This is a genomic window from Streptomyces sp. NPDC001406 (assembly GCF_042895285.1).
Classification (GTDB): Bacteria; Actinomycetota; Actinomycetes; order Streptomycetales; family Streptomycetaceae; genus Streptomyces.
The window spans coordinates 231,822-254,797 of record NZ_JBIAWG010000006.1; the positions used below are offsets into that span (position 1 = coordinate 231,822).

Below are 22,976 nucleotides of genomic sequence, written 5' to 3' on the forward strand. Positions count from 1 at the left end.
GGCGCCTCCGGGCGATGGGGCTCGCGCACAAGACGGAGGCCGGCGGTGTCGTGCTGGGCATCGCCGACGAGGACGCCCTGCGCGCGGCCTTCGTCCGGATGCGGGCGGCCACCGGCGCCCGGCGGTACGCGGTGGAGGCCATGGTGGCGCCTGCCCACGCCCGCGAACTGATCGTCGGTGTGCGTCAGGACCCGGCCTTCGGTCCGGTCGCGCTTGCCGGAATCGGCGGGACCGCGGCGGAACTCCACGCCGACACCGCCCTCGCCCTGGCCCCGCTCACCCCGGCACGCGCGCGTGCCCTGCTGCTGGGGCTTCGGCACGCGCCCCTGCTGACCGGCTGGCGCGGCGCCCCGCCCGTCGCACCGCAGGCCGCCGCGGCCGCCCTGTGCGCCGTGGCGCGCTGTGCGGCCGAGCACCCCGAGTTCGCCGAGCTGGAGGTCAACCCGCTTCTCGTGCACCCGGGCGGCGCGATCGCCCTGGACGCACACGCCGTACTCCGGCAGCCCGGCTCCTCATACCCTGACGGGAATTGAGGCGGCGGCGCGGCGGCGGCAGAGTCGATGGCACATCGCACAGCCCATCGACACGAGGAGCGTCGAGCCGACCATGCCTGCCATCGACCCGCAGTCCCTGATCGAGCGCTACATCGGGGTCTGGAACGAGCCGGACCCGGAGATCCGCCGCAAGACCGTGCACGACCTCTGGGCGGAGGACGGGCTGCACATCCTGCGCCCGCCCCAGGAGATGCACGACACGGCGGTGGGCCTCGGCTTCCCCACCGCCGTCCTGGAGGCCCGGGGCCACGAGGAGGTGTACGCGCGCGTGGAGCGTGCGTACGAGGAGTTCGTCGCCCCGGGGGCGTACGGCTTCCGGATCCAGCGGGCGCCGAGGCTGCTGCGCGACGTCATCACGTTCCGCTGGGAGTCCTTCCACCGGGAGGAGGACCGGGCGATGGGTGGCGGCCTGGAGTTCCTGGTCCTCGACGAGGAGGGCCGCATCAGGCTCGACTACCAGTTCGTGGAGTGAAACGGATTAGGGTGACCGCGTGGCGAGAGTGCGGTTGAGCGTGGCGGAGCGGCGGGAGGAACTGCTGCGGGCCGCCGTCGAGCAGATCGAGGCGCGGGGCGTGGCGGCGGTCAGGATCGCCGATGTGGCCTCGGCGCTCGGTGTGAGCAACGCGCTGGTGCTGTACCACTTCTCGACGAAGGAGAAGCTGGTCGCCGCCGCGTTCGCGCACGCGGCCGAGGACGACCTGACGCATCTGCGCAAGCTGCTGAACCGCCGTACGACCGCGCTGCGCCGGCTGCGGACTGCCGTGCGCTGGTACGCGCCCACCGGTCAGGCCAAGGGCTGGCGGCTGTGGATCGAGGGCTGGGCGGTGGCCCTGCGCGAGCCCGCCCTGCGCGAGGTCACCCGGGACCTGGACAGGCAGTGGAAGGCGGCCATCACCGAGGTCATCGCGGAGGGCGTGGCGGCCGGCGAGTTCCAGTGCCCCGACCCGACCGGTACCGCCCTGCGGCTGACGGCCCTGCTCGACGGGCTCGCCGTTCAGCTGACGTCCTACGCGGGCGCGGTCCCGCGGCCCCGGGCCCAGCAGTGGGTCGACGAGGCACTCGCCCGGGAACTGGGCCTGGCCCGGGAGGCGTTGACGGCGCAGGAGCGGTGACCGCTCCCGGCCGTCGCGCCGTGCACGCCGAGCGGGGCCCGTCAGGCCACCGAGGCGATCCGCATCTTGATGTCGTCCGGGGACAGCGTCCCCTTGGCGGTCACATGGTCCCCCGACGACTCCCCGCGCAACCGCCGCCCGATCCACGGGACCAGATACTCGCGGGCCCAGTGGACGTCGTCGCGACGGACGTCGAGCGTGCCGCGGGGCGGGAGCGGGGGCCAGGGCTGCTCCGGGTCGGCCGGGACCGCCACGCCGAGGGCCTGGCCGGCCCGGAGCGCCACCCGGGTGTGCCCCTCGGGCGAGAGGTGGAGCCGGTCGTCGTCCCAGGCACGCCGGTCCTGAACGGTCTTCAGGGACCACAGGTCCAAGACCGGGCAGCCGTATCGGTCTGCGATGGCCCGGACGTGCCCGTTGTACGTGGCGATCTTGCCGCGCAGATGCTTGAGCACGGGCACGTTGCGGGTGTCGAACCCGGTCGTCACCATGACCGTGCCGGCCGCGTCGGTCAGCTGCCCGATCGCCCGCTCGAAGCGCTCGGCCACCTCGTCCGGGTCGGTGCCGGGACGGATGATGTCGTTGCCTCCCGCGCAGAAGGACACCAGGTCCGGCGCGAGCTCCACGGCCTTGGGGAGCTGGTCGGCCACGATCTGGTCGAGCAGCTTCCCGCGTACCGCGAGATTGGTGTATTTGAAGTCGCCCTCGGGCCGACGGTCCGCGAGAAGTACCGCGAACCGGTCGGCCCAGCCGACGAATGCCCCGTCGGGGCCGGGGTCGCCGACGCCCTCGGTGAAGCTGTCCCCCACCGCCACGTACGACCCGATCACTGATCTGCTGTCACTCTTCGAATCGTCTGCCACGTCGGCCCATGATTCACCTTCGGATGTGACCTACGCGATCGTAGGAAGGGGTTGACGATCGGTGAGATAAGACACTCTTAAATAGTTTGCCAACGCGGGAATATGACGCCCATCAGGCGAGTTGACGCATCGATCGCACAGCAACGCCGCACAGCAGCAACGCACAGCGACACCGAAGGCCGGACCCGGGGGGCAGGGGTCCGGCCTTCGGCGGCGTGGGGGTCGGGGCGGGTGCCCGACGCGATCAGGCGACGGGCACGCCGTGCGAGCGGAGGTAGGCGACCGGGTCCACGTCCGAGCCGTAGTCCGGCGTGGTGCGGATCTCGAAGTGCAGGTGCGGTCCGGTCACATTGCCGGTCGCGCCGGACAGCCCGATCTGCTGGCCCGCGACGACGGACTGGCCGGCCGAGACGGAGATCTGGGAGAGGTGGGCGTACTGCGCGTAGTAGCCGTCGTCGAGCTTGATGACGACCTGGTTGCCGTACGCACCGCCCCAGCCCGCGGAGACGACCGTGCCCGCGGCCACGGCCTTGAGGGAGGTGCCGGTCGGGACGACGAAGTCGACGCCGGTGTGGTAGCCGCTGGACCACATGCTGCCCGGGACGTGGTAGTTGGTCCCGATGGCGGCACCCGCGACCGGGAGGGTGTAGCCGGACGAGGCGACGGCGGCCTGAGCGGTTCCGGCGCTCTCGGCCGAGACGCCGGAGGCGTTCGCGGACTCCGTCGCGGACGCCTGCGACGCGGACGGCTTCGACGCGGAAGAGGATGCGGACGAGGGAGCCGGAGCGAAGGACTTGGCGGCCGTCGCGGCCTTCCCGCCGAGGGCGAGCTTCAGGCCGGGATGGATCAGCGAAGGGTTGTCGCCGACGGCCTCGCGGTTGTCCTGGTAGAGCCGGTGCCAGCCGCCACGGACGTTCTGCTCCTCGGCGATCTTCGAAAGGTAGTCGCCGGTCTTCACCGTGTAGGTGCGCACGCCCGCATCCGCCGGCGCGGCCTTCTTCTCGACGCTCGGGACCGACTGCACGGCCTGTGCGGGGACGGACTGCGGCGTGGCCGCATGGGCACCGATGGCCCCGATCAGCGGCAGGGCCAGCGCCGCGCCGCCGGTACCGGCGACGGCGACCGAACGACTGAAGCGGCGGTGCTTGGGGCGGCGGTGCTTACCCTTCCGGGGCATGGCGAATTCCTCTCCGGCGCCTGCGAGGTGAGCTGTCGCTCCGGTCGGCGGCAGGATTCGGCATTCCGTCCGGATTGGTGGCGAACGTAAGCGAGCAAGATGCGAACGGACAAGCAGTTGGTTCCTTGCGTCCGGCTTTCGCTTGATCCGTTACGAGAATTCCCAGTCACCCTCAGTGAATTCCCGCTCCATTCTTCCGGTCAATTCTCAGGAAAACGGCGCGAATTACGTGAACATGACCCGCGACGGACGGTCACGAATATGACGCTCCTCACGCACCTCACCCATGCCCCTTCATTTCAGGGCGAGTTCGAATGAAGGGGCTAATTCGGGCAAATAGTTCATATGCGGCGAAGACGGAAGACCGCCGCGTCGAGATCGCCCCGAAGTCCGGTGCGCAGCCCGTGGTGCAGCAGTACGGCACCACGGTGCACTTCGCCCGTTTCGCGGCATTCGTACGCCGCCGCCGGGTCGAGGCCGCGCAGCCGCAGCGCCGGGGCCGGCTCGCCGTAGTGCTGAGCCTGGAGGCAGGCGAGGACGACCGTTTCGCCTCCGAGCACGTACTGCACCGCGCTCAGCCCGCCCTCCGGGGGCCGCAGCCGGTACTGCTCGCCGCGTTGCACGACCGGGCGGATGCCCTTGTAGAGCTCCACCCACTCCTTGGCCTCCGCAAGCTCCTCCTCCGCCCACTCCGCGAGGTCGCCGCCGACCCCGAGGACCCCGGCCATGGCACTGACGAAGCGAAGGCGAAGCGAGCTGACCCTGCCGTTGAGCTGAGTGTTCGGGCTGTCGGTGACCCAGGCGGCCATGATCCGGGCCGGGTGGATCTGGCTGAAGCCGTGCTGGATGTGGAGGCGGTCGAGCGGGTCGGTGTTGTCGGAGGTCCACACCTGGTCGGTGCGGCTCATGACGCCGAGGTCGATACGGCCGCCACCGCCCGAGCAGGACTCGAACGCGACGCCCGGGTGGGCCGCCCGCAGCCGGTCCAGCAGGGCGTAGAGGGCGCGCACATGGTCCACCCACAGGCGCTGCGGATACGCCTCACCGGGCCAGCCCGCGTCGGTGAAGCAGCGGTTGAAGTCCCACTTCACATAGTCGACAGGGGCACTGGAGAGCAGACCGTCGAGCTGCTCCCAGAGGTATTCCTGGACGTCCTCACGGGCCAGATTGAGCACTAGCTGATTGCGTAGTTCCGTCCGCTTTCGTCCCGGCTGGTACTGCACCCAGTCGGGGTGTGCGCGGTACAGGTCGCTGTCCGGGTTGACCATCTCGGGCTCGACCCAGATGCCGAACTGCATCCCGAGGGCGTGCACGTAGTCGGCGAGCGGCTTGAGGCCGTTCGGGAAGCGGTCGGGGTTGGGCGTCCAGTCGCCGAGTCCGGCGCGGTCGCTGGTGCGGGCGCCGAACCAGCCGTCGTCGACCACGAACAGCTCGACGCCGATCGCAGCCGCCCGGCGCGCGAGCGTCGCCTGCTGCTCCTCGGAGATGTCGAAGTTCGTGGCCTCCCAGGAGTTGAAGAGCACCGGCCGGTCCCGGTCGGCGTCCGGGATGACATACGCCCGCTGGTAGGCGTGCCAGGCACGGCTCGCGCCGCCGAAGCCGCCGTCGCTCCACAGGCCCGCGAAGACGGGACTCGTGTACGACTCCCCCTCGGCCAGCATCAGCAGCCCCGAGTCGTCGTAGCCGGCCCCACCGGTGATCTGCACGCGCGCGTCCGGGAGTTGGGCGACCCCGATCCGCCAGGACCCCGACCAGCCCAACGCGCAGCCGTACACCTCGCCGCGCTCCTCGGTGGCGTCGGTGTCGAGCGCCACCCAGGGCAGGTGCTGGTGACCGGTGTGGCCGCGGCGGCTGCCGATGACCTTCTCGCCGTGGGTGAGCGGGGCCCGGGTCAGCAGGGACTCGGCGGCCCAGCGGCCGTGCAGCTGGGACAGCCGCCAGCCCTCACGGTCGGGCAGGGTCCAGGTGGCCGGGTCGGCGCGGAGCAGCTCCACACGCGCGTGCCCCTGGTTGCCCACGGTCACCCAGCGCTCGACGACGTCCCCGCGCATCCGGTAGTGCAGCGTGACAGCAAGCCCTGCGTCCCCGAAGCGCAGCCGCAGTTCGTCGCCCTCCGTCTCGTACGCCTCGAAGGTCCACTCGGTGCCGCGCCGCTCCTCGGTGCGCACGGACAGGGCGGGGCGGACGAAGCGGGGGCCGCCCTCGACCGGGTACTCCTCGCGGCCGTCGAGCACGGACTCGAAGGGCCAGTAGTCGGGCAGCGGGCGCACGGCGAGCGCCTCGGCGTCGGCGAGCGCGATGCTCGGCCCCCAGTGGAGGTGGAGCAACTCGTCCGCCTCGGTGAGGTGCAGCGCATAGCTGCTGTTCGGCCCGGACAGGAGCCAGGTACGACCGTTCTCGGCGATGTCCACCATGAAGTCCTCACAAGTGCCAACAGATCCGCGCAAGCCCCAACATCATCAAGGGCCGGGGGTGTCGTGGGCAACGCCTGTGGACAACTCATTGCCCGAGGAAACTCATGTCGTATCGTCGACAGCGTGCCCGTCGACGAGCCGCGTCGGCGCCGCCCGAGCGTGAGGAGCCACCGTGACGCAGCACGTCCCGTCGACCGAGCCCGAGCTGGCCGGAGTGCGCAACTTCCGTGACGTGGGCGGACTGCCGACCGTGGACGGACGGCGGGTGCGGTACGGGGTGCTGTTCCGCAGCGGCCACCTCGCGCACGCGACCGACAAGGACACGGAGTTCCTCTCCTCCCTGGGCCTGCACACGATCTTCGACTTCCGCAACGCGGCCGACCAGAAGCTGGAAGGCCCCGACGTGGCGCTGCCGGGCGTGCGCAACGTGAACATGCCGCTGAGCGACCCGGCGGACGGCACCGAGTTCTGGAAGATGGTCCGTGACGGGAACCTCGACCAGCTGCGCGGGATCCTCGCGGACGGCAAGGCCGCGAACCGGATGATCACCTCCTACCGCAGGATGGTCAAGGAGCGCACCGCCGAGCACTCCCGGGTGCTGCACGCGCTGGTCGAGGACAGCGTCCCGGCCCTGATGCACTGCGCGGCGGGCAAGGACCGCGCGGGCCTGTCCATAGCTGTGACGCTGCTCGCCGTTGGCGTGGACCGCGAGGCGATCCTGGCGGACTACCTGGAGTCGAACGCCAAGCACCGCCGCTACAAGGTTCGGCGCAGCGGCAGCGCCGAGTCGGCCTACACCCCCGAGGTGATGGAGCTGCTCAGCCCGCTGTTCGAAGCCCGCACCGAGTATCTGGCGGCGGCGTTCGAAACCGTCGAGGAGACGTGGGGCACGGTCGACGTCTACCTGGAACAGGGCCTCGGCCTCGGCCCCGGGCACCGGGAGCGGCTGCGCGAGCGGCTGCTCGACTGACGCCGGTGTCTCCCGGCCCCCAGCCGGTCAGCCCTTGGCGCCGACCGCGAACAGCAGGTAGATGAAGGCGGCCAGGACGTGGCCGAGGACGCCGTAGACGATCAGACGGACCCACAGGGCGCGGGGGAACTTCTCCTCCAGGTTGCTCATGGCAGCTCTCCGGTGATCGGGCCCAGGCACAGGGTGGCCGTGGGACTCTGCAGCAGGGTGTGGACGAACAGGAGCTCGACCCCGTCGTGGTCCTCGGCGGCGAGGCGGTGCGGGGTCAGCGAGTCGAAGTGCGCGCCGTCTCCGGGCGCGAGCAGGTGCGCGGTGTCCCCGAGCCGCAGTCGGAGCCGCCCCTTGAGGACGTACAGCCACTCCTCGCCGGGGTGGACGCGCACGATGTCGCCCTGTGAGCCGTGGGGCACGTGGACGCGCAGGGCCTGCATCCCGCGGCCGGACGCGCCGGCCTGCCAGTACGTCCAGCCACCGGCCCGGGTCGGTTCCATGTCGGCGGCGCGCACGATCGCGTCCCGGTCGCCGGCCGTCTCGCCCAGCAGGTCCGAGACCGTCGTACCGTAGATGCGCGCGAGTGCGAGCAGCATCGGCAGGGAAGGCTGGCGCTGCCCGGTCTCCAGACGGGAGAGATGGGCGGGCGACAGCCCGGCCGCGCGGGCCGCGGCCTCCAGGGTGAGACCGGCGCGGCGGCGCAGCGAGCGGAGCTGGGGGGCCACGGCGGCCAGGTCGTCGGCCGGTCCGGCCGTCGGCTCGGACCCGTGGCCGGGCGGACGCTCGGCTTCGGAGGAGCTCATGTCTCCATTCAGCCCGAGCTTTGCCTCTCCGGCAAATTTCTTGCCTCAGAGGCAAAGCCCCTGGTGATCAGCCCAGGCCGGTGATCAGCACACAGTGGTGATCACCGGTTGGCGACCGCCTGCTTGATCAGCGTCCTGCCGAAGTCCCACATCAGGCCGCCGCCACTGTGCGCGTCGTCCATCACATCGGTGAACGCGTCCACGAAGCGGTCCACGTCCGCCTCGCCGATGACCAGCGGCGGGATCAGCTTGATCACCTCCAGATGGTCGCCGGAGACCTGGGTGAGGATGCGGTGGCGTTGCAGCAGCGGTACGACGACCATCTGCGCGAACAGGCCCTTGCGCGCGGCCTGCAGCATGGTCCAGCGGCTCTTCAGCCTCAGCGAGCTCGGCCTGCCGAACTCGATGCCGATCATCAGGCCCCGGCCGCGGACGTCGGCGAGCAGTTCGTACTTGTCGACCAGTGCGGCCAGCCGGGACTTCAGCTGGTCGCCGATCATCCGCGCATGGGCGACGGTCGCTTCGTTCTCCATGACCGCCAAGACGGCCAGCCCGGCGGCCATGGCCTGCGCGTTGGAGCCGAAGCTCGCCGAGTGGACCAGCACCCGGTCCATGGACGAGTAGACCTTCTTGAAGATCCAGTCCTTGCCGAGGGTGGCGCCGACCGGCACATAGCCGCCGGACAGCGCCTTGGCCACACACACCAGGTCCGGTTCGACGCCGTCCTCGTGCTGATAGGCGTAGAAGTCCCCGGTCCGGCCGAGGCCGGTCTGCACCTCGTCGGCGACGAGCAGCGCCTTGTGCCTGTGCAGCAGCTCCTGGGCGGCGCGCAGATAGCCGGGCGGGGCCTCGTGCACCCCCTTGCCCTGGATCGGTTCGACGATCAGGGCGGCGACGTCGCCCTTCTTCAGTTCCCGTGCCAGGGCGTCGAGATCGCCGAGGGGGACGGCCGTGTCGGGCAGCAGCGGGGCGAATCCGTCCCGGAAGCCGTTCTCGCCGTTGACCGACAGCGAGCCGGTGGTCAGGCCGTGGAAGGCGTGGTCGCAGTAGAGGATCCGCGGTCTGCCGGTGGCGTACCGGGCGAACTTCAGCGCGGTCTCCACGGCCTCCGTACCGCTGTTGCCGAAGAACACCCGGTCCAGGTGCGGACTGTGGGTGAGGAGCCGCTCGGCCAGCAGGCCGGGCAGCGGCTGGCAGTCGAAGCGGGTGAGGTCGGCGAGCTGGGCGTCGAGGACGTCGTGCAGCGCCTTGCGGACGACGGGGTGGTGACGGCCGAGGCCCATCACCCCGAACCCGGCGAGCATGTCCAGGTAGTCGTTGCCGTCCGCGTCCCAGAAGTGGGCGCCCTCGGCACGCTCGTAGACCTTGTCGAAGCCGATGGTGTGCAGCATGCGCGGCAGCTGGTGGTTCAGATACCTGGCGTGCAGCTCGTAGCGTTCGGCTCCGCGCTCGGCCAGGAGCGCGCCGAGGTCGAACTCCCTGGTCATTCAGCTCTCTCCTTGACTGTGCCCCCCAGGTCCTTGACGGCTGCCGTGTCCCCCACGTCCTGGACGGCCAGGCTCGCGCCGATCCGTCCGGCGACCTCGACGGGCGTGAGGCCGATGTCGGCCAGCACCTCGCCGCGCTTGGCGTGCGCGAGGAACTGCTCCGGGATGCCGAACCGCCGTACCGGTACGTCGACATCGGCATCGCCGAGTGCCAGGGCCACGGCGGCGCCGACCCCGCCCGCGCGGCTGTTGTCCTCGACGACGGCCACCAGCCGGTGCTCGGCGGCGAGGCCCGGCAGGGCCGCCTCGACGGGCTTGACCCACCGGGGGTCGACGACGGTGCAGCCGATGCCGCGCGCCCGCAGCAGCTCGGCGGCCTGGAGGCAGACCGGCGCCATGACGCCGACGGCCACCAGCAGCACCTCGGGGCGCTCGCCGCGGTGCAGGACGTCCAGGCCGCCGACGCGGTCGACCGCCGGGATCTCGGGGCCCACCGACTCCTTGGGGAAGCGCACCAGGGTGGGCGCGTCGTCGACCGCCACCGCCTCGCGCAGCTGGGCGCGCAGCTGGGCGGCGTCGCGCGGGGCGGCGATCCTCAGACCGGGGACGACCTGGAGGATCGACATGTCCCACATGCCGTTGTGGGAGGCCCCGTCGACGCCGGTGACGCCGGCCCGGTCGAGGACGAAGGTCACCCCGCAGCGGTGCAGCGCCACATCCATCAGGAGCTGGTCGAAGGCGCGGTTGAGGAAGGTGGCGTAGACGGCGACGACGGGGTGCAGGCCGCCGGTCGCGAGGCCCGCCGCCGACACGGTGGCGTGCTGCTCGGCGATGCCGACGTCCCACACCCGGTCGGGGAAGCGCTCGGCGAACTTGCCGAGGCCCACCGGGTGCAGCATGGCCGCCGTGATGGCCACGACATCGTCGCGCTCCTCCCCGATGCGTACGATCTCGTCGCCGAACACCGAGGTCCAGGAGGGTCCGCCCGACGGTGTGAGCGGCTCGCAGGTGAGCGGGTCCATCACTCCGACGGTGTGGAAGTGGTCCTCCTCGTGGGCCAGGGCGGGTTCGTAGCCGCGGCCCTTCTCGGTGAGGCAGTGGACGAGGACGGGGCCATGGAAGCGTTTCGCGCGCCGCAGCGCCGACTCCACGGCCTTGATGTCGTGCCCGTCGATGGGGCCGACGTACTTCAGGCCCAGGTCCTCGAACATGCCCTGCGGGGCGAAGGCGTCCTTGAACCCCTTCTTCGCGCCGTGCAGGGACTCGTAGAGGGTGTTCCCGACCACCGGTGTCCGCAGCAGTACGTCCTTGCCCCAGGCCAGCGCCTTCTCGTAGCCGTCGGTCGTGCGCAGGGTGGCCAGATGGTTGGCGAGGCCGCCGATGGTCGGTGCGTAGGACCGCTCGTTGTCGTTGACGACGATGATCAGCGGCCGGTCCTTGGCGGCCGCGATGTTGTTCAGCGCCTCCCAGGCCATGCCGCCGGTGAGCGCGCCGTCGCCGATGACCGCGACGACATGGCCCTTCTCCCCCTGCACCTGGCGGGCCTTGGCCAGCCCGTCGGCCCAGCCGAGCGCGGTGGAGGCATGGCTGTTCTCGATGACGTCGTGCTCGGACTCCTCACGCGAGGGATAGCCGGACAGGCCGCCCTTGCCGCGCAGCTTGGAGAAGTCCTGACGCCCTGTCAGAAGCTTGTGGACATAGCTCTGGTGGCCGGTGTCCCAGAGGATGCGGTCGACCGGTGACTCGAAGACCCGGTGGAGCGCGACGGTCAGTTCCACCACGCCCAGGTTGGGCCCGAGGTGGCCGCCGGTCCTGGCGACCGCCTGCACCAGGAACTCGCGTATTTCGTCGGACAGTTCACCGAGTTCCGCCTCGGACAGCGCCTTCAGGTCGCGTGGTCCCCGGATGTTCTCCAGCATCGTCACGCTCGGGCCCCCTCTCGGTCCGTGCTGTTCAGCTCACGGTGACGGCGGGCTCTCCGGACCCGACGCCGTCCTGCTCCATCTGTTCGGCGATCTTCATCGCCTCCTCGATGAGGGTCTCCACGATCTTGGACTCGGGCACGGTCTTGATGACCTCGCCCTTGACGAAGATCTGGCCCTTGCCGTTGCCGGAGGCCACCCCCAGGTCCGCCTCGCGCGCCTCGCCGGGGCCGTTGACCACGCACCCCATGACCGCCACGCGCAGCGGCACTTCCATCCCCTCCAGGCCCGCCGTGACCTCGTCCGCCAGCTTGTAGACGTCGACCTGGGCGCGGCCGCAGGACGGGCACGACACGATCTCCAGCCGCCGCGGCCGGAGGTTCAGCGACTCCAGGATCTGGATGCCGACCTTGACCTCCTCGGCGGGCGGCGCCGACAGGGACACCCGGATCGTGTCGCCGATGCCCCGCGAGAGCAGCGCGCCGAAGGCGACCGCCGACTTGATGGTGCCCTGGAAGGCCGGGCCCGCCTCGGTGACGCCCAGGTGCAGCGGGTAGTCGCACTGCGCCGCCAGCTGCCGGTACGCCTCGATCATCACCACCGGGTCGTTGTGCTTGACGGAGATCTTGATGTCCCTGAAGCCGTGCTCCTCGAAGAGGGACGCCTCCCACAGCGCGCTCTCCACCAGCGCCTCGGGGGTGGCCCTGCCGTACTTCTGGAGCAGCCGCCGGTCCAGCGAGCCGGCGTTGACTCCGATACGGACCGGCGTGCCGTGGTCCCTCGCGGCCCGCGCGATCTCCTTCACCTGGTCGTCGAACTTCTTGATGTTGCCGGGGTTCACCCGCACGGCAGCGCAGCCCGCCTCGATGGCCGCGAACACGTACTTCGGCTGGAAGTGGATGTCCGCGATCACCGGGATCTGCGACTTGCGGGCGATGGTCGCGAGGGCGTCCGCGTCGTCCTGGGTCGGGCAGGCGACGCGCACGATCTGGCAGCCGGACGCGGTCAGTTCCGCGATCTGCTGAAGGGTGGCGCCGATGTCCGACGTACGGGTCGTCGTCATCGACTGCACCGACACCGGGGCCCCGCCCCCGACCGCCACCGGCCCGACATGGATCTGCCGCGACGCGCGCCGCTCGGCGATCGGCCGGGCCGGTACCTCGGGGACGCCCAAGGGAATGGCGGTCATCACATCACTTCTGCTTTCCGCTGGTCATGGTCTCGCGGGCGGCTCGCAGCGACTCCTTCAGGGAGCCCATGGTGGCCAGGACGGCGGTCGGCTCGTAGCCGCAGTGCGCCATGCAGTTGGCGCACCGCGGGTCCTTGCCGCGGCCGTACGCGTCCCAGTCGGTCTCCTCCAACAACTGCTTGTACGTGGCCACATAGCCGTCGCTCATCAGATAGCAGGGCTTCTGCCAGCCGAAGAGCGAGTAGCTCGGGATCGCCCACGCCGTGCACGGGAAGTCGACCTTGCCCTCCAGGAAGTCCAGGAAGAGCGGGCTCTGGTTGAGCCGCCAGCGCCGGCGGTTGCCGCCCGCGAAGGCCTTCTTGAACAGCTCACGGGTCTGCTGGACGCCGAGGAAGTGCTCCTGGTCGGGAGCCTTCTCGTAGGCGTAGGCGGGCGAGAGCATCATCTCGTCGACCTGCAGGTCGTCGTTGAGGAAGTTCAGCACCTCGACGACGGTCTGAGGGGTGTCGGTGTTGAAGAAGGTCGAGTTGGTGGTCACCCGGAAGCCGCGCCGCTTGGCCTCCTTGATGGCCTCCACCGCCTCGTCGAAGGTGCCCTCCTTGGCCACCGAGGCGTCGTGACGCTCCCGCAGCCCGTCGATGTGCACCGCCCAGGCGAAGTAGGGCGAGGGCTTGAACCTGTCCATGTGCTTGCGCATCAGCAGTGCGTTGGTGCAGAGGAAGACGAACTTCTTCCGGGCCACCAACTGCCGTACGATCTCGTCGATCTGGGGGTGCATCAGCGGCTCGCCGCCGGCGATGGACACCATCGGGGCACCGGACTCCAGCACCGCTCCCACGGCCTGGGCGACGGGCATGCGCTGCTTGAGGATGCCCGCCGGATGCTGGATCTTGCCACAGCCCTCGCACTTGAGGTTGCAGGCGAACAGCGGTTCCAGCTCCACCAGCAGCGCGAACTTGTCCCGCTTCCGCAGTTTCTGTTCGAACAGGTACGTAGCGACCTTGATGGACTGACGCAGCGGCATGGCCATCTGGCTCACCTCCGGGGGAGCAGCAAAGAACGGTGCCATTCGAAGAAAGCGGGAATCACTGAACGAAGGACGCGGAAAGCTGATATTCCACCGCGCACCGTGCCGATCCGGACGAGTTCATGTTCTGGTGCGTCCACGACCACCCGTACGGCCGCAACCGGGCGCTCGCCTGCGCGGACGGCGCTCAGCAGCGTCGCCGCCGACTCCATGTCGACGGCGATCGCGCCGGTCGCGCGCAGGTCGGAGCGTTCCTGACCGCGGACGACATGGTCGGAGCCGGTGAGGGGCCCGGTGTGGACGGTGCGCCCGGGCGCGGTGCGCACGAGTTCCTCGACGAGCAGGTCGGTGCCCACGCACGGGACGTTTCCGCGCGGGTCCCGGGTCTCCTCGGCGACGACCAGGTCGCCGGGGTGCATGCCGGGGGCGAGTCCCGCGCAGAAGCCGGTGGCCAGGACGGCCGCGCCGGCGAACGCCGGATCGGCCAGCAGGCGGCTGACGGAGCGTTCCGCCGCCTCGGGCCCCATGCCGGTGCGCAGGACGGTGACGGGCCCGCCGGCTCCGCCGTGGTCGCGGGTGCGCAGGGCGAGCCGCTCGATGCCGAGCGCGCAGGCGATCAGCAGCGGGGCCGGGGCGGGCTGTGCGTTCATCAGCTCCCCTTGGCCTCGGCGAGGCGCTGCTCGGCGAGCTTCGCGGTGTGCTGGTCGGCGAAGGGCTCGCCGTGCACATAGCGGCCGAGTGCGGTGAGCGGGAAGACCTGCCGGTAGAGGTGGTAGTTGATGGAGAAGTCCCAGGGGAAGCCGGTGCCGGTGAAGTACGGCTCGTCCCAGGAGCCGTCCTCCCGCTGGGTCTCGGCCAGCCACTGGATGCCGCGCTCGACGGCCTTGGAGTCCTTCTCCCCCGCCGCGAGCAGCGCCATCAGCGCCCACGCGGTCTGCGAGGCGGTGGAGGCGCCGCGGCCGCTCCACTCCTTGACGTGCTTGTAGGAGCGCAGGTCCTCGCCCCAGCCGCCGTCGTCGTTCTGGACGCTCTCCAGCCAGGTCACGGCCCGGCGGATCGCCGGGTGCGAGGCGGGGAGCCCGGCGGTGGTCAGCGCGGGCACCACGGACCCGGTGCCGTAGACGTAGTTGACGCCCCAGCGGCCGAACCACGAGCCGTTCGGCTCCTGTTCGGCCAGCAGCCACTCGATGCCGCGCCGGGTGCGCGGGTCGTGGGAGAGGCCCTCGACCGCGAGCATCTCGACGACATGCGCGGTGACGTCGGCCGAGGGCGGGTCGACGACCTCGCCGAAGTCGCAGAACGGCAGCCGGTTGGGGAACGGGCTGGTGTTGTCGGCGTCGAAGGCGCCCCAGGCCCCGTTGCGGGACTGCATGCCGACTTCCCAGCGCACTCCGCGCGTGATCGCCTTCTCCACCCGCTCCGGGTCGTGGTGCCGGACCCGGCGCAGGGCGAGGATCACCTCGGCGGTGTCGTCGATGTCGGGGTAGTTGTCGTTGTGGAACTCGAACGCCCAGCCGCCCGGCGGGAGTCCGGGCCGCCGTACGGACCAGTCACCGGGCCGGACGACCTGTTCGCCGAGCATCCAGTCGGCGGCCTTGACGAGCTGCGGGTGATCGGCGGGCAGTCCCGCGTCGGCGAGCGCGATGGTCGCCAGGCAGGTGTCCCACACCGGGGACTGGCAGGCCTCGATCATCCGGGCGCCGTCCTCGCGCCACACGGCGTACCGGTCCAGCGACTCCAGTCCCGCACGCATCACCGGGTGTTCGAGGTCGTAGCCGAGCAGGTACAGCGCGATCACCGAGTACACGGCGGGCGGCTGGATGCCGCCCCAGCAGCCGTCGTTCTCCTGCCGCTCGACGATCCAGCGGGCGGCGGAGTTCATCGCGGCCCGGCGCAGCTTGCGCGGTACGACCCGGCGCGCCCGGTGCAGCGCCCTGTCCAGCCGCTGGAAGACACCGTCCCAGCTCGCGGCCGGGGCGAGGGGCCCTTGCGGGTTCGGACGGTCCGGGTCGGTGTGCAGTTCGTCGAGCGGGAAGGGCGCGGGCCGCACCGGGCGCTTGGCGGAGACGATGGTGAGCGGCACGATGGTCTGCCGGGCCCAGCAGCCGAAGTCGTAGATGTTGAGCGGCATCCACTTGGGGAAGTAGATCAGTTCCGGCGGTAGTTCGGGCAGGTCCTCCCACTTCCACCAGCCGAACAGGGCCAGCCAGATCCGGGTGAAGACCCGGGCGGACGCGATGCCGCCCCGCTCGCGGATCCAGGCGGAGGCGCGGGCCATGTGGGGCTCGTCGGGCGCGTCGCCCGCCAGGCGGAGCGCGACATAGGCTTCGATGGTGGTGGAGAGTTCACCGGGGCCGCCGTGGAACGTGGCCCAGGTGCCGTCCGCGCGCTGCTCGCCGCGGATGAAGAGCGCGGCGGCGTGGGTCGTCGCCTCGTCGCGGATGCCCAGGAACTGACGGAGCAGCAGGTCCTCGGCGTCCATCGTGACGTTGGTCTCGAGGTCGCCCTTCCACCAGCCCTCCGCGTCCTGCCGGGAGAGCAGGAAATCGGTGGCGAGCCCGACGGCGCGTTCGGCGGCTTCTTGCACCCCGGCCGCCACGGGTGTGCTGATGTCGGTTTCGCTGGCCGCGGCGGCCCGGGGCGGCAAGGCGGCCCCGGTGCTTCCGTCGGTCGTCGCTGTCATGGCTTCCCCTTCGTGCAGTCGTGCGAGTCGTGCTGCTGTGGGTCCGCCGTCGGCCGGTACGCGTCGGATCTCGCGCCACCGGCCGGCGACTACGCGAGGGCTATTCGACCGATAGTGATCATCTCTTTCGTACGACGACGAAGTCGGCGAGCGCCGCGAACCGGTCCCGTACCGGGGCGGGCATGTCGACGGCGTCGAGGGCTTCGATGGCGATGGTGTACTGGCGGCGTGCCTCTTCGGCGGTCCATTCGCGGCCGCCCGCCTCCTCGATGAGGGCGGCGCGGGCCGCGAACTCCTCCTCGGAGAAGTTCTCGAAGTCGCTGCTCTTGGCGTCGGCGGCGAGCATCTCGCCGAGCCGCTCGGAGGCGGGTCCGCCCGCCGCGAGCGCGGCGACGACCGGCAGGGACTTCTTGCGCTGGCGCAGGTCGCTCCAGGTCTGCTTGCCGGTGGCCTCCGGGTCGCCCCAGATGCCGAGCAGGTCGTCGACGGCCTGGAAGGCGAGGCCGAGGTGGTAGCCGTACTTCTCCAGGGTGTCGGCGGTGCGGTCGTCGGCGCCGCCGAGCACCGCGCCGATGGAGCTGGCGCAGGCCAGCAGCGCACCGGTCTTGTTGCCCTCCATCTCCAGGCACTCCTCGACGCTGACCCGGTCGCGGTGCTCGTAGGAGATGTCCTGCGCCTGACCGTCGATCAGGGCGCGGGTGGCGGTGGTCAGCCGGCGGGTGGCGCGGCCGGCCTCGACGGTGCCGAGCTCCAGGAGGATCTCGTTGGCCAGGGCGAACAGGGCGTCGCCGACCAGGATGGCCTGGGCGGGGCCGTGCACCTTCCAGACGGTGTCGCGGTGGCGGCGCTGTTCGTCGCCGTCCATCAGGTCGTCGTGCAGGAGCGAGAAGTTGTGGACCAGTTCGACGGCGACCGCGCCGGGGATGCCGGCCTCGGGGGCGGCGCCGGTGACCTCGGCGGAGAGCACGGCGAGAGCGGGGCGTACGGCCTTGCCGCCGTCTCCGTCGGCGGGGTTGCCCTGCGCGTCGATCCAGCCGAAGTGGTAGGCGGCGACGGTGTCCATGGGAGGGGCCAGCCGGTCGACGGCCGCCCGCAGTACCGGTGTGGCCAGGGTCCGACCGCGCTCCAGGAGCGCGGTCACGTCCACCGCTCTCTCGCGAGCGGCCTTCGAGGCCGGGGGCACAGTGGGCACAGTCTCTCCTCTTGTTGCGGTACCGGGGGTGCGGGGGCCTGCCGGGTGCTGATCGAGCATCACGCCGCCTCCTCGAAGCCGAAGAGGTGGCTGGGGCGGGGCCGGCCCAGGGCGCTCAGCGCGGCGTCGGCCGCACTCACTCCACTGCGGACCGCACTCTCCATGGTCGCGGGCCACCCTGTGGCGGTCCACGCTCCGGCCAGGTACAGGCCGGGGGCCTTGGTGCGGGCGCCGGGCCGCAGCCGCCCGACGCCGGGGGTGGGAGCGAACGTCGCGGCGCGCTCCCGGGTCACGAAGAAGTCCTGCACCCGCGCGCCGCGGGCGACGGGCAGCAGGCGTTCCAGCTCGGGCAGATAGCGCTCGCGCAGCACGGCGACCGGCTCGTCGATCTCGTCCTGCGCGGCGGACTGGGACAGGGCGAGGTACTGGCCGGTGCGCAGCCCGGAGGCCTCGGTGCGGTCGAAGACCCACTGCACCGGGGTGCCGAGGGCCGCGAAGAACGGCTTGGCGAGCACCTTGCGGTCGTAGACGACATGGAGGTTGAGGATCGGCGCGGTGCCGATCGCCAGCAGGTTCTCGGGGGCGTCGAGGGCGCCGGGCGGCAGCAGCTCGTGGGTCTCGCGCTGCGGTACGGCGAGGACGACGGCGTCCGCCTCCAGCGTCTCGCCGGGAACCTGAACGCTCCAACTCCCGTTTTCGTTGATGGAGACGGAGGTGACGCGTGTACGGACCTCGGTACGGACGCCCGCGGAGTCGAGCGCCTTGCGGGCGAGGCGGTCATGCAGTTCGCCCAGCGGGACGTGCGCCCAGCCGATGTCGGCCGCGCCCGGGTCGGACAGCAGACCGGTCTTGAACACCATCGCGGCGAGCCCCAGCGAGGCGTCGCCCGCGACCGCGTTGAGGGTGGCGACCCCGACCAGGTCCCACAGGGCCTCGACGGCACGCGCCGACTGGCCGTGCCCGGCCAGCCAGCTGCCGAAGTCCTGCGTGTCCAGGGTCGGATCGGCGAGGTCGAGCCCCCCCAGCGCGAGCGCGGCACGCCCCACGCCCGCCCGCTCGGCGAGCGAGAGATGCGGGTAGGTGGCCAGGCTCCGGCCCAGATGCAGGGGCACGGGCAGGGCGTCGCGCCGCAGTCTCCCGAGCCGTCGGCCCTCGGGCTTGGCGACGTCGAGAACGGGCACGTCGAGACGATCCTGCAGTGGTGCCAGCGCCGTTCCCTCGATGCGGTCGAGGAACCAGCGGTAGGCGGTGCAGCAGCGCAGGTACACATGCTGGCCGTTGTCGACGGTCAGCTCGCCGCGCCGGAAGGAGAAGGCGAGCCCGCCCAGGCGAGGCCTGCCTTCGAGCAGGGTGACGCGGACGCCCGCGTCGGCGAGCGCGAGCGCGGACGTGATCCCGGCCAGTCCGCCGCCGACCACGACGGCACTGCGCCCGGTGCCCCCCGGCGTGCCGGCGTGCGGCTCGTCGGCCTGCCTGCCGTCGTTCATCGCGCGTCCTCCCGTGCATGCCCGCCGTGGTGGTTGAACAGTGCACGGCAGGCCGTCGCAGTCAGGGACGCCGCACCGCACCGGAGGGTTGCGTGCCGTTTTTCTCCGGTGGAGTCACCTTGGACCGTATTGTCCATCAGGCGCGCCTCCTGACGGTCCGCCGGGACGCGTGCCGACGGGTGTCGAGGCCGGACAGGCCGCGCACGGCCACATAGGCCTTCTCGCGTCCGGGCAGCGAGACCCGGCCGCGCAGCACGGCCTCCGGGTCGCGCTCGATGCGGTCGAGCAGACGGCGGTAGATGCCGGCCATGGCGGCGACGCAGGCGCCGCTGCGCCGGTCGAGCATGGGGAGCAGCCGGTAGCCCTCGGCGAAAAGGGCGCGGGCCCGTCGCACTTCGAAGTGCACGAGGCCCGCGAAGTCGGAGCCCTCCGGTGGTGTCGGCCCGTTGAACCCGGCCGAGCAGCCGAATTTCGCGAGGTCGTCGGCGGGCAGATAGGTACGGCCGCCCTCGGCGTCCTCGCGGACGTCTCTGAGAATGTTGGTGAGCTGCAGCGCGAGACCGAGGGTGTCGGCGTACTCGGGTGCCCGCTCGACACCGCGCGCCCCCTCTTCCGTGCCGAACACGCCGAGGGAGAGCCGCCCGATGGCGCCGGCCACACAACGGCAGTAGACCTTCAGGTCGTCCCAGGTCTCATAGTGCTCGCCGCGTACGTCCATGAGGACGCCGTCGATGAGTTCGTCCAGGCCGCCCAGCGGGACCGGGAAGGCCCGGGCGGCGTGCGTGAGGGCGACGGCGACCGGGTCGGTGTCGTCCTCGCCGACCGCGCCCTCGCGGATCCGGGCGAGCAGGGCCCGGGTGTCCTCCAGGCGCGCGACCTTGACCTCGTCCGCCAGCGCGCCGTCGCCGATGTCGTCGACGCGCCGGGAAAAGGCGTACAGCGCCGACATCGCGCGGCGCTTGGGCGTCGGCAGCAGTCTGATGCCGTACGCGAAATTACGGGCCTGCTGCCCGGTGACGGCCTCGCAGTAGCTGTAGGCGGCGAGTACCGGTGAGGACACGTGTGGCGGAGACTCCACGGTCCGGATCACCCCTCTCCTCGCAGAGACACGCCCACCTCGCGCAGCAGCTGGACCTTGCCGGGCTTGGGCGGGCCGGGAAGTACGTCGTATTCAGCGGCGGCGATCGCGCGGATCGCCGCCCTTCCCCCCGCCACGAACCCCGCGAGCAGCAGCCTCAACCTGCCGTGGACGCTACCCACCAGGGGGGCGCCTTCATTCAGGAGACCGCGGGCGCGTTCTGATTCGTATGCAACCAGTGCGCGCACCGATGCGCTCGCGGTTGTCGTGGCGAGATCCGCCTCCTGGACCTGAAAGCGTTTCATGTCCTCGGCGGGCAGATAGATCCGGTCGCGGCCGAGGTCCTCGGCGACGTCCTGAAGGTGTTCGACGATCTGGAGGGCCGTGCAGATCGAGTCGGAGAGGCGGATCCGCTCGGGGGTCGAGGTTCCGGTGACGGCGAGGACGAGGCGGCCGACGGGGTTGGCGGACAGCTCACAGTAGGCAAGCAAGTCGTCGTAGGTCTCGTACCGCTTGACGAGCTGGTCCTGGCGGTTGGCCGCGATCAGGCCGAGGAAGGGCCCGGGGGTGAGGGAGCGCCGGCGCACCGTGGACTGGAGGCGGCGCAGCAGGGGGTGGTGCGGGGTGGATTCGAACACGCGGTGCAGATCGGCCTCGAAGGCGTCGAGGAGCAGCAGGCGGTCCTCGGCCTGTGCGGGCGACACGCCGAGCAGACGGGCGTCGGCGCCGCCGGGTGCCAGGTCGCCGTCGCCGATGTCGTCGACGAGACGCGCGAAGCCGTACACCGCCATGAGGTCGTCGCGCCAGGCTCTGGGCAGGAAGAACGGGGCCACCGGGAAGTTCTCGTCCGCGGCTTTGTCGAGGGTGCCGCGCTCGGGATCCAGGGTGCGCGGCGTACCGGTCGCCGTCACCGCACGCTGCCCGGGGCGTGGACGGCACATGCTGCGTTGAGCTGGGGAGTTTCCGTAGCCATTGCCGTCACATCTCCCGTTCTACACTGCCGACCCAATACACACTATTTCGGACACGCCGCCTCGCCGTCGGTGGAGCGCCCCTGACGGTGGGTGTCGCGTATTATCGCCCCACTTGCCGCTTTCGGGGACCGGTACAGCTTACGTTGTACAACGCAGCTGGGTCCGTCGGGGTGTCCTGCACATCACAACAACACACCGATTGGCGTCAAGATTCCTAAGAGAAGCCGGAGTTGACGTTTCCTTTGCAGACGCAGGGCCCCGCCGGAAAGGTTCCGGCAGGGCCCTGGGCGGAACCGGGCTACTTGCCCGTGAACTTCTCGTATTCCCTGAGCACCTCGTCGGTCGGTCCGTCCATGCGCAACTCGCCGCGCTCCAGCCACAGGACGCGGTTGCAGGTGTCGCGGATGGACTTGTTGTTGTGACTGACCAGAAACACGGTGCCGGCTTCCTTGCGCAGTTCCCGGATGCGTTCCTCGGAGCGCTTTTGGAACTTGCGGTCGCCGGTGGCCAGGGCCTCGTCGATCATCAGGACGTCATGGTCCTTGGCGGCGGCGATGGAGAAGCGGAGACGGGCCGCCATGCCGGAGGAATAGGTGCGCATCGGCAGGGTGATGAAGTCGCCCTTCTCGTTGATCCCGGAGAAGTCGACGATGTCCTGGTAGCGCTCCCTGATCTCCTCACGGGACATGCCCATGGCGAGCCCGCCCAATATGACGTTCCGCTCCCCGGTGAGGTCGTTCATCAGGGCCGCGTTGACACCGAGCAGGGACGGCTGGCCGTCGGTGTAGACCTTGCCCTTCTCCGCGGGCAGCAGACCGGCGATGGCACGCAGCAGCGTGGACTTGCCGGAGCCGTTGGAGCCGATCAGACCGATGGCCTCGCCGCGGTAGGCGACGAAGGACACCCCCCGCACGGCGTGCACCTTGCGCACGCCCCGCTCCTCGCCGCGCTTGAGGATGCGGCTGAGCGCGGCGGTGGCGCTGCCCTTGCCGGTCTTGGCGCCGTTGACCCGGTAGACGATGTGCAGTTCGTCCGCGATGACGGTGGGGATGAGCTCCCGCTGGTCCTGCTCAGCCACGGCCGTACCTCTCCTCCGCCTTCCAGAAGTACACGAAGCCGCCGACGGCGAGCAGCGCGGCCCAGCCGCCCGCGGCCACCCAGACGTGCTCGGGAAGGTTCTCGGAGCCATAGCCGTCGATGAGCGCGAAGCGCATCAGGTCCATGAAGATGGCGGCCGGGTTCCACTGCAGGACGGTCGCCACCCACTGCGGCTTGTCGGCCAGCATGATCGGGATGGAGAACATCACGCCCGACGCGTACATCCAGGTACGCATCACGAACGGCATCAGCTGGGCGAGGTCCGGGGTCTTCGAACCCGCCCGCGCCATGATCAGCGCGAGACCGGTGTTGAAGAGGAACTGCAGAGCGAGGATCGGGACGATCAGCAGCCAGGACAGGTCCGGGTAGCTGCCGAAGCCGACCGCGACGACGAACAGCACCAGCATCGAGAACAGCAACTGCTGGAGCTGCTGCAGCGCGAAGGAGACGGGCAGCGAGGCACGCGGGAAGTGCAGGGCGCGGACCAGGCCGAGGTTGCCGGAGATCGCGCGCACGCCGGCCATCACCGAGCTCTGCGTGAAGGTGAAGACGAACACACCCGTCACCAGGAACGGGATGTACACGTCGTGCGACATGCCCCGGTCCGCCTTGAGGATGAGCCCGAAGATGAAGTAGTACACCGCGGCGTTCAACAGCGGGGTGGCCACCTGCCAGAGCTGCCCGAGCTTGGCCTGGCTGTACTGGGCGGTCAGCTTCGCCTGCGAGAAGGCGAGGATGAAGTGCCGTCGGCCCCACAGCTGTCGGACGTACTCGACGAGCGAGGGGCGGGCACCGCTCACGGCGAGCCCGTACTTGGCGGCGAGCTGGGCGGCCGGCAGTCCCTCGTCGGGCGACGGAGCCGCGTTCACCGCGACCCCGGCGTCATGCGTTGTCTCACTCACGGGTGGAAACTTTCGTCTTCGAGTTCGTCTTCGAGGCCGTCCGCGCTTCGCCGCGC

General features: G+C 70.6%; 22 protein-coding genes. 4 read left to right on the forward strand and 18 right to left on the reverse strand.

Features of this window, described 5'->3' with window-relative positions:
* Positions 1 to 14 precede the first annotated feature (14 nt).
* The 3 genes from ACFY1J_RS16515 (at position 15) to ACFY1J_RS16525 (ending at position 1,666) form a co-directional block, all read left to right on the forward strand.
* Entirely contained in the window at positions 15 to 533 is a 519-nt protein-coding gene (locus ACFY1J_RS16515) for an acetate--CoA ligase family protein (RefSeq protein WP_390705566.1), read from the forward strand.
* Positions 534 to 606: 73 nt separating this feature from the next.
* The gene (locus ACFY1J_RS16520; RefSeq protein WP_390705565.1) at positions 607 to 1,026 is read left to right on the forward strand and encodes a hypothetical protein; all 420 of its coding nucleotides are present in this window, start codon (positions 607 to 609) and stop codon (positions 1,024 to 1,026) included.
* Positions 1,027 to 1,045: 19 nt separating this feature from the next.
* The gene (locus tag ACFY1J_RS16525; protein WP_390705564.1) at positions 1,046 to 1,666 is read left to right on the forward strand and encodes a TetR/AcrR family transcriptional regulator; all 621 of its coding nucleotides are present in this window, start codon (positions 1,046 to 1,048) and stop codon (positions 1,664 to 1,666) included.
* Between the two features lie 41 nt (positions 1,667 to 1,707).
* Here the strand turns inward: ACFY1J_RS16525 and ACFY1J_RS16530 are convergent, their stop codons facing one another.
* The 3 genes from ACFY1J_RS16530 to ACFY1J_RS16540 form a co-directional block, all read right to left on the reverse strand.
* On the reverse strand, positions 1,708 to 2,493 hold the full coding sequence (locus tag ACFY1J_RS16530; RefSeq protein ID WP_390706233.1) for an SGNH/GDSL hydrolase family protein: 786 nt from the start codon (positions 2,491 to 2,493) through the stop codon (positions 1,708 to 1,710).
* A 277-nt stretch (positions 2,494 to 2,770) separates the two neighbouring features.
* A complete protein-coding gene (locus tag ACFY1J_RS16535; RefSeq protein WP_390731390.1) occupies positions 2,771 to 3,703 on the reverse strand; it encodes a peptidoglycan DD-metalloendopeptidase family protein in 933 nt (310 codons plus the stop codon).
* Between the two features lie 341 nt (positions 3,704 to 4,044).
* Positions 4,045 to 6,117, reverse strand: coding sequence for an alpha-galactosidase (locus tag ACFY1J_RS16540; RefSeq protein ID WP_390731391.1), 2,073 nt, complete (start codon positions 6,115 to 6,117; stop codon positions 4,045 to 4,047).
* A 172-nt stretch (positions 6,118 to 6,289) separates the two neighbouring features.
* Here ACFY1J_RS16540 and ACFY1J_RS16545 point away from each other — a divergent pair, with 172 nt between their 5' ends.
* Entirely contained in the window at positions 6,290 to 7,087 is a 798-nt protein-coding gene (locus tag ACFY1J_RS16545; protein WP_390705561.1) for a tyrosine-protein phosphatase, read from the forward strand.
* 27 nt (positions 7,088 to 7,114) lie between these two features.
* Here ACFY1J_RS16545 and ACFY1J_RS16550 read toward each other — a convergent pair whose 3' ends face one another.
* The 15 genes from ACFY1J_RS16550 to ACFY1J_RS16620 all read right to left on the reverse strand — a co-directional run bounded on the left by ACFY1J_RS16550 (position 7,115) and on the right by ACFY1J_RS16620 (position 22,920).
* Positions 7,115 to 7,237, reverse strand: coding sequence for a DUF6126 family protein (locus ACFY1J_RS16550; protein ID WP_390705560.1), 123 nt, complete (start codon positions 7,235 to 7,237; stop codon positions 7,115 to 7,117).
* Complete coding sequence (locus tag ACFY1J_RS16555) at positions 7,234 to 7,881, reverse strand: helix-turn-helix domain-containing protein (protein ID WP_390731392.1); 648 nt, start codon at positions 7,879 to 7,881, stop codon at positions 7,234 to 7,236. Before ACFY1J_RS16555 ends, ACFY1J_RS16550 begins: the two co-directional genes overlap by 4 nt.
* 101 nt (positions 7,882 to 7,982) lie before the next feature.
* The gene (locus tag ACFY1J_RS16560) at positions 7,983 to 9,368 is read right to left on the reverse strand and encodes an aspartate aminotransferase family protein (RefSeq protein WP_390705558.1); all 1,386 of its coding nucleotides are present in this window, start codon (positions 9,366 to 9,368) and stop codon (positions 7,983 to 7,985) included.
* Positions 9,365 to 11,293, reverse strand: coding sequence for a 1-deoxy-D-xylulose-5-phosphate synthase (dxs, locus tag ACFY1J_RS16565; RefSeq protein ID WP_390705557.1), 1,929 nt, complete (start codon positions 11,291 to 11,293; stop codon positions 9,365 to 9,367). The genes ACFY1J_RS16560 and dxs overlap by 4 nt, the downstream gene beginning before the upstream one ends.
* Before the next feature lie 28 nt (positions 11,294 to 11,321).
* Positions 11,322 to 12,479, reverse strand: coding sequence for a flavodoxin-dependent (E)-4-hydroxy-3-methylbut-2-enyl-diphosphate synthase (gene ispG / locus ACFY1J_RS16570; protein ID WP_390705556.1), 1,158 nt, complete (start codon positions 12,477 to 12,479; stop codon positions 11,322 to 11,324).
* A gap of 4 nt (positions 12,480 to 12,483) precedes the next feature.
* Complete coding sequence (hpnH, locus tag ACFY1J_RS16575) at positions 12,484 to 13,509, reverse strand: adenosyl-hopene transferase HpnH (protein ID WP_363298584.1); 1,026 nt, start codon at positions 13,507 to 13,509, stop codon at positions 12,484 to 12,486.
* A gap of 5 nt (positions 13,510 to 13,514) precedes the next feature.
* A complete protein-coding gene (locus tag ACFY1J_RS16580; protein WP_390705555.1) occupies positions 13,515 to 14,156 on the reverse strand; it encodes a 1-hydroxy-2-methyl-2-butenyl 4-diphosphate reductase in 642 nt (213 codons plus the stop codon).
* On the reverse strand, positions 14,156 to 16,189 hold the full coding sequence (gene shc / locus ACFY1J_RS16585; protein ID WP_390731393.1) for a squalene--hopene cyclase: 2,034 nt from the start codon (positions 16,187 to 16,189) through the stop codon (positions 14,156 to 14,158). Before shc ends, ACFY1J_RS16580 begins: the two co-directional genes overlap by 1 nt.
* A 118-nt stretch (positions 16,190 to 16,307) precedes the next feature.
* Entirely contained in the window at positions 16,308 to 17,372 is a 1,065-nt protein-coding gene (locus ACFY1J_RS16590) for a polyprenyl synthetase family protein (protein ID WP_390706232.1), read from the reverse strand.
* A 68-nt stretch (positions 17,373 to 17,440) separates the two neighbouring features.
* Complete coding sequence (gene hpnE / locus ACFY1J_RS16595; RefSeq protein WP_390705553.1) at positions 17,441 to 18,868, reverse strand: hydroxysqualene dehydroxylase HpnE; 1,428 nt, start codon at positions 18,866 to 18,868, stop codon at positions 17,441 to 17,443.
* Positions 18,865 to 19,005, reverse strand: coding sequence for a DUF6380 family protein (locus ACFY1J_RS16600; protein ID WP_390705552.1), 141 nt, complete (start codon positions 19,003 to 19,005; stop codon positions 18,865 to 18,867). The genes hpnE and ACFY1J_RS16600 overlap by 4 nt, the downstream gene beginning before the upstream one ends.
* Positions 19,005 to 19,958 (reverse strand): presqualene diphosphate synthase HpnD, encoded by a 954-nt coding sequence (gene hpnD / locus ACFY1J_RS16605; protein ID WP_390705551.1) that lies wholly within the window; start codon positions 19,956 to 19,958, stop codon positions 19,005 to 19,007. Before hpnD ends, ACFY1J_RS16600 begins: the two co-directional genes overlap by 1 nt.
* Positions 19,955 to 20,857, reverse strand: coding sequence for a squalene synthase HpnC (hpnC, locus tag ACFY1J_RS16610; protein ID WP_390705550.1), 903 nt, complete (start codon positions 20,855 to 20,857; stop codon positions 19,955 to 19,957). The genes hpnD and hpnC overlap by 4 nt, the downstream gene beginning before the upstream one ends.
* A 361-nt stretch (positions 20,858 to 21,218) precedes the next feature.
* Positions 21,219 to 21,998, reverse strand: coding sequence for an ABC transporter ATP-binding protein (locus ACFY1J_RS16615; protein ID WP_390705549.1), 780 nt, complete (start codon positions 21,996 to 21,998; stop codon positions 21,219 to 21,221).
* Positions 21,991 to 22,920 carry an ABC transporter permease gene (locus tag ACFY1J_RS16620; protein ID WP_390705548.1) on the reverse strand — a complete coding sequence of 310 codons (930 nt, stop codon included), beginning with the start codon at positions 22,918 to 22,920 and terminating at the stop codon, positions 21,991 to 21,993. Before ACFY1J_RS16620 ends, ACFY1J_RS16615 begins: the two co-directional genes overlap by 8 nt.
* Positions 22,921 to 22,976 lie beyond the last annotated feature (56 nt).

Coding starts and splice junctions, on each gene's coding strand:
- ACFY1J_RS16515 (WP_390705566.1), top strand. CDS start 15: ATGGGGCTCGCGCACAAGACGGAGGCCGGCGGTGTCGTGCTGGGCATC.
- ACFY1J_RS16520 (WP_390705565.1), top strand. CDS start 607: ATGCCTGCCATCGACCCGCAGTCCCTGATCGAGCGCTACATCGGGGTC.
- ACFY1J_RS16555 (WP_390731392.1), bottom strand. CDS start 7,881: ATGAGCTCCTCCGAAGCCGAGCGTCCGCCCGGCCACGGGTCCGAGCCG.
- ACFY1J_RS16540 (WP_390731391.1), bottom strand. CDS start 6,117: ATGGTGGACATCGCCGAGAACGGTCGTACCTGGCTCCTGTCCGGGCCG.
- hpnH (WP_363298584.1), bottom strand. CDS start 13,509: ATGGCCATGCCGCTGCGTCAGTCCATCAAGGTCGCTACGTACCTGTTC.
- ACFY1J_RS16580 (WP_390705555.1), bottom strand. CDS start 14,156: ATGAACGCACAGCCCGCCCCGGCCCCGCTGCTGATCGCCTGCGCGCTC.
- shc (WP_390731393.1), bottom strand. CDS start 16,189: ATGACAGCGACGACCGACGGAAGCACCGGGGCCGCCTTGCCGCCCCGG.
- ACFY1J_RS16560 (WP_390705558.1), bottom strand. CDS start 9,368: ATGACCAGGGAGTTCGACCTCGGCGCGCTCCTGGCCGAGCGCGGAGCC.
- hpnE (WP_390705553.1), bottom strand. CDS start 18,868: ATGAACGACGGCAGGCAGGCCGACGAGCCGCACGCCGGCACGCCGGGG.
- ispG (WP_390705556.1), bottom strand. CDS start 12,479: ATGACCGCCATTCCCTTGGGCGTCCCCGAGGTACCGGCCCGGCCGATC.
- ACFY1J_RS16600 (WP_390705552.1), bottom strand. CDS start 19,005: ATGGACAATACGGTCCAAGGTGACTCCACCGGAGAAAAACGGCACGCA.
- ACFY1J_RS16535 (WP_390731390.1), bottom strand. CDS start 3,703: ATGCCCCGGAAGGGTAAGCACCGCCGCCCCAAGCACCGCCGCTTCAGT.
- ACFY1J_RS16550 (WP_390705560.1), bottom strand. CDS start 7,237: ATGAGCAACCTGGAGGAGAAGTTCCCCCGCGCCCTGTGGGTCCGTCTG.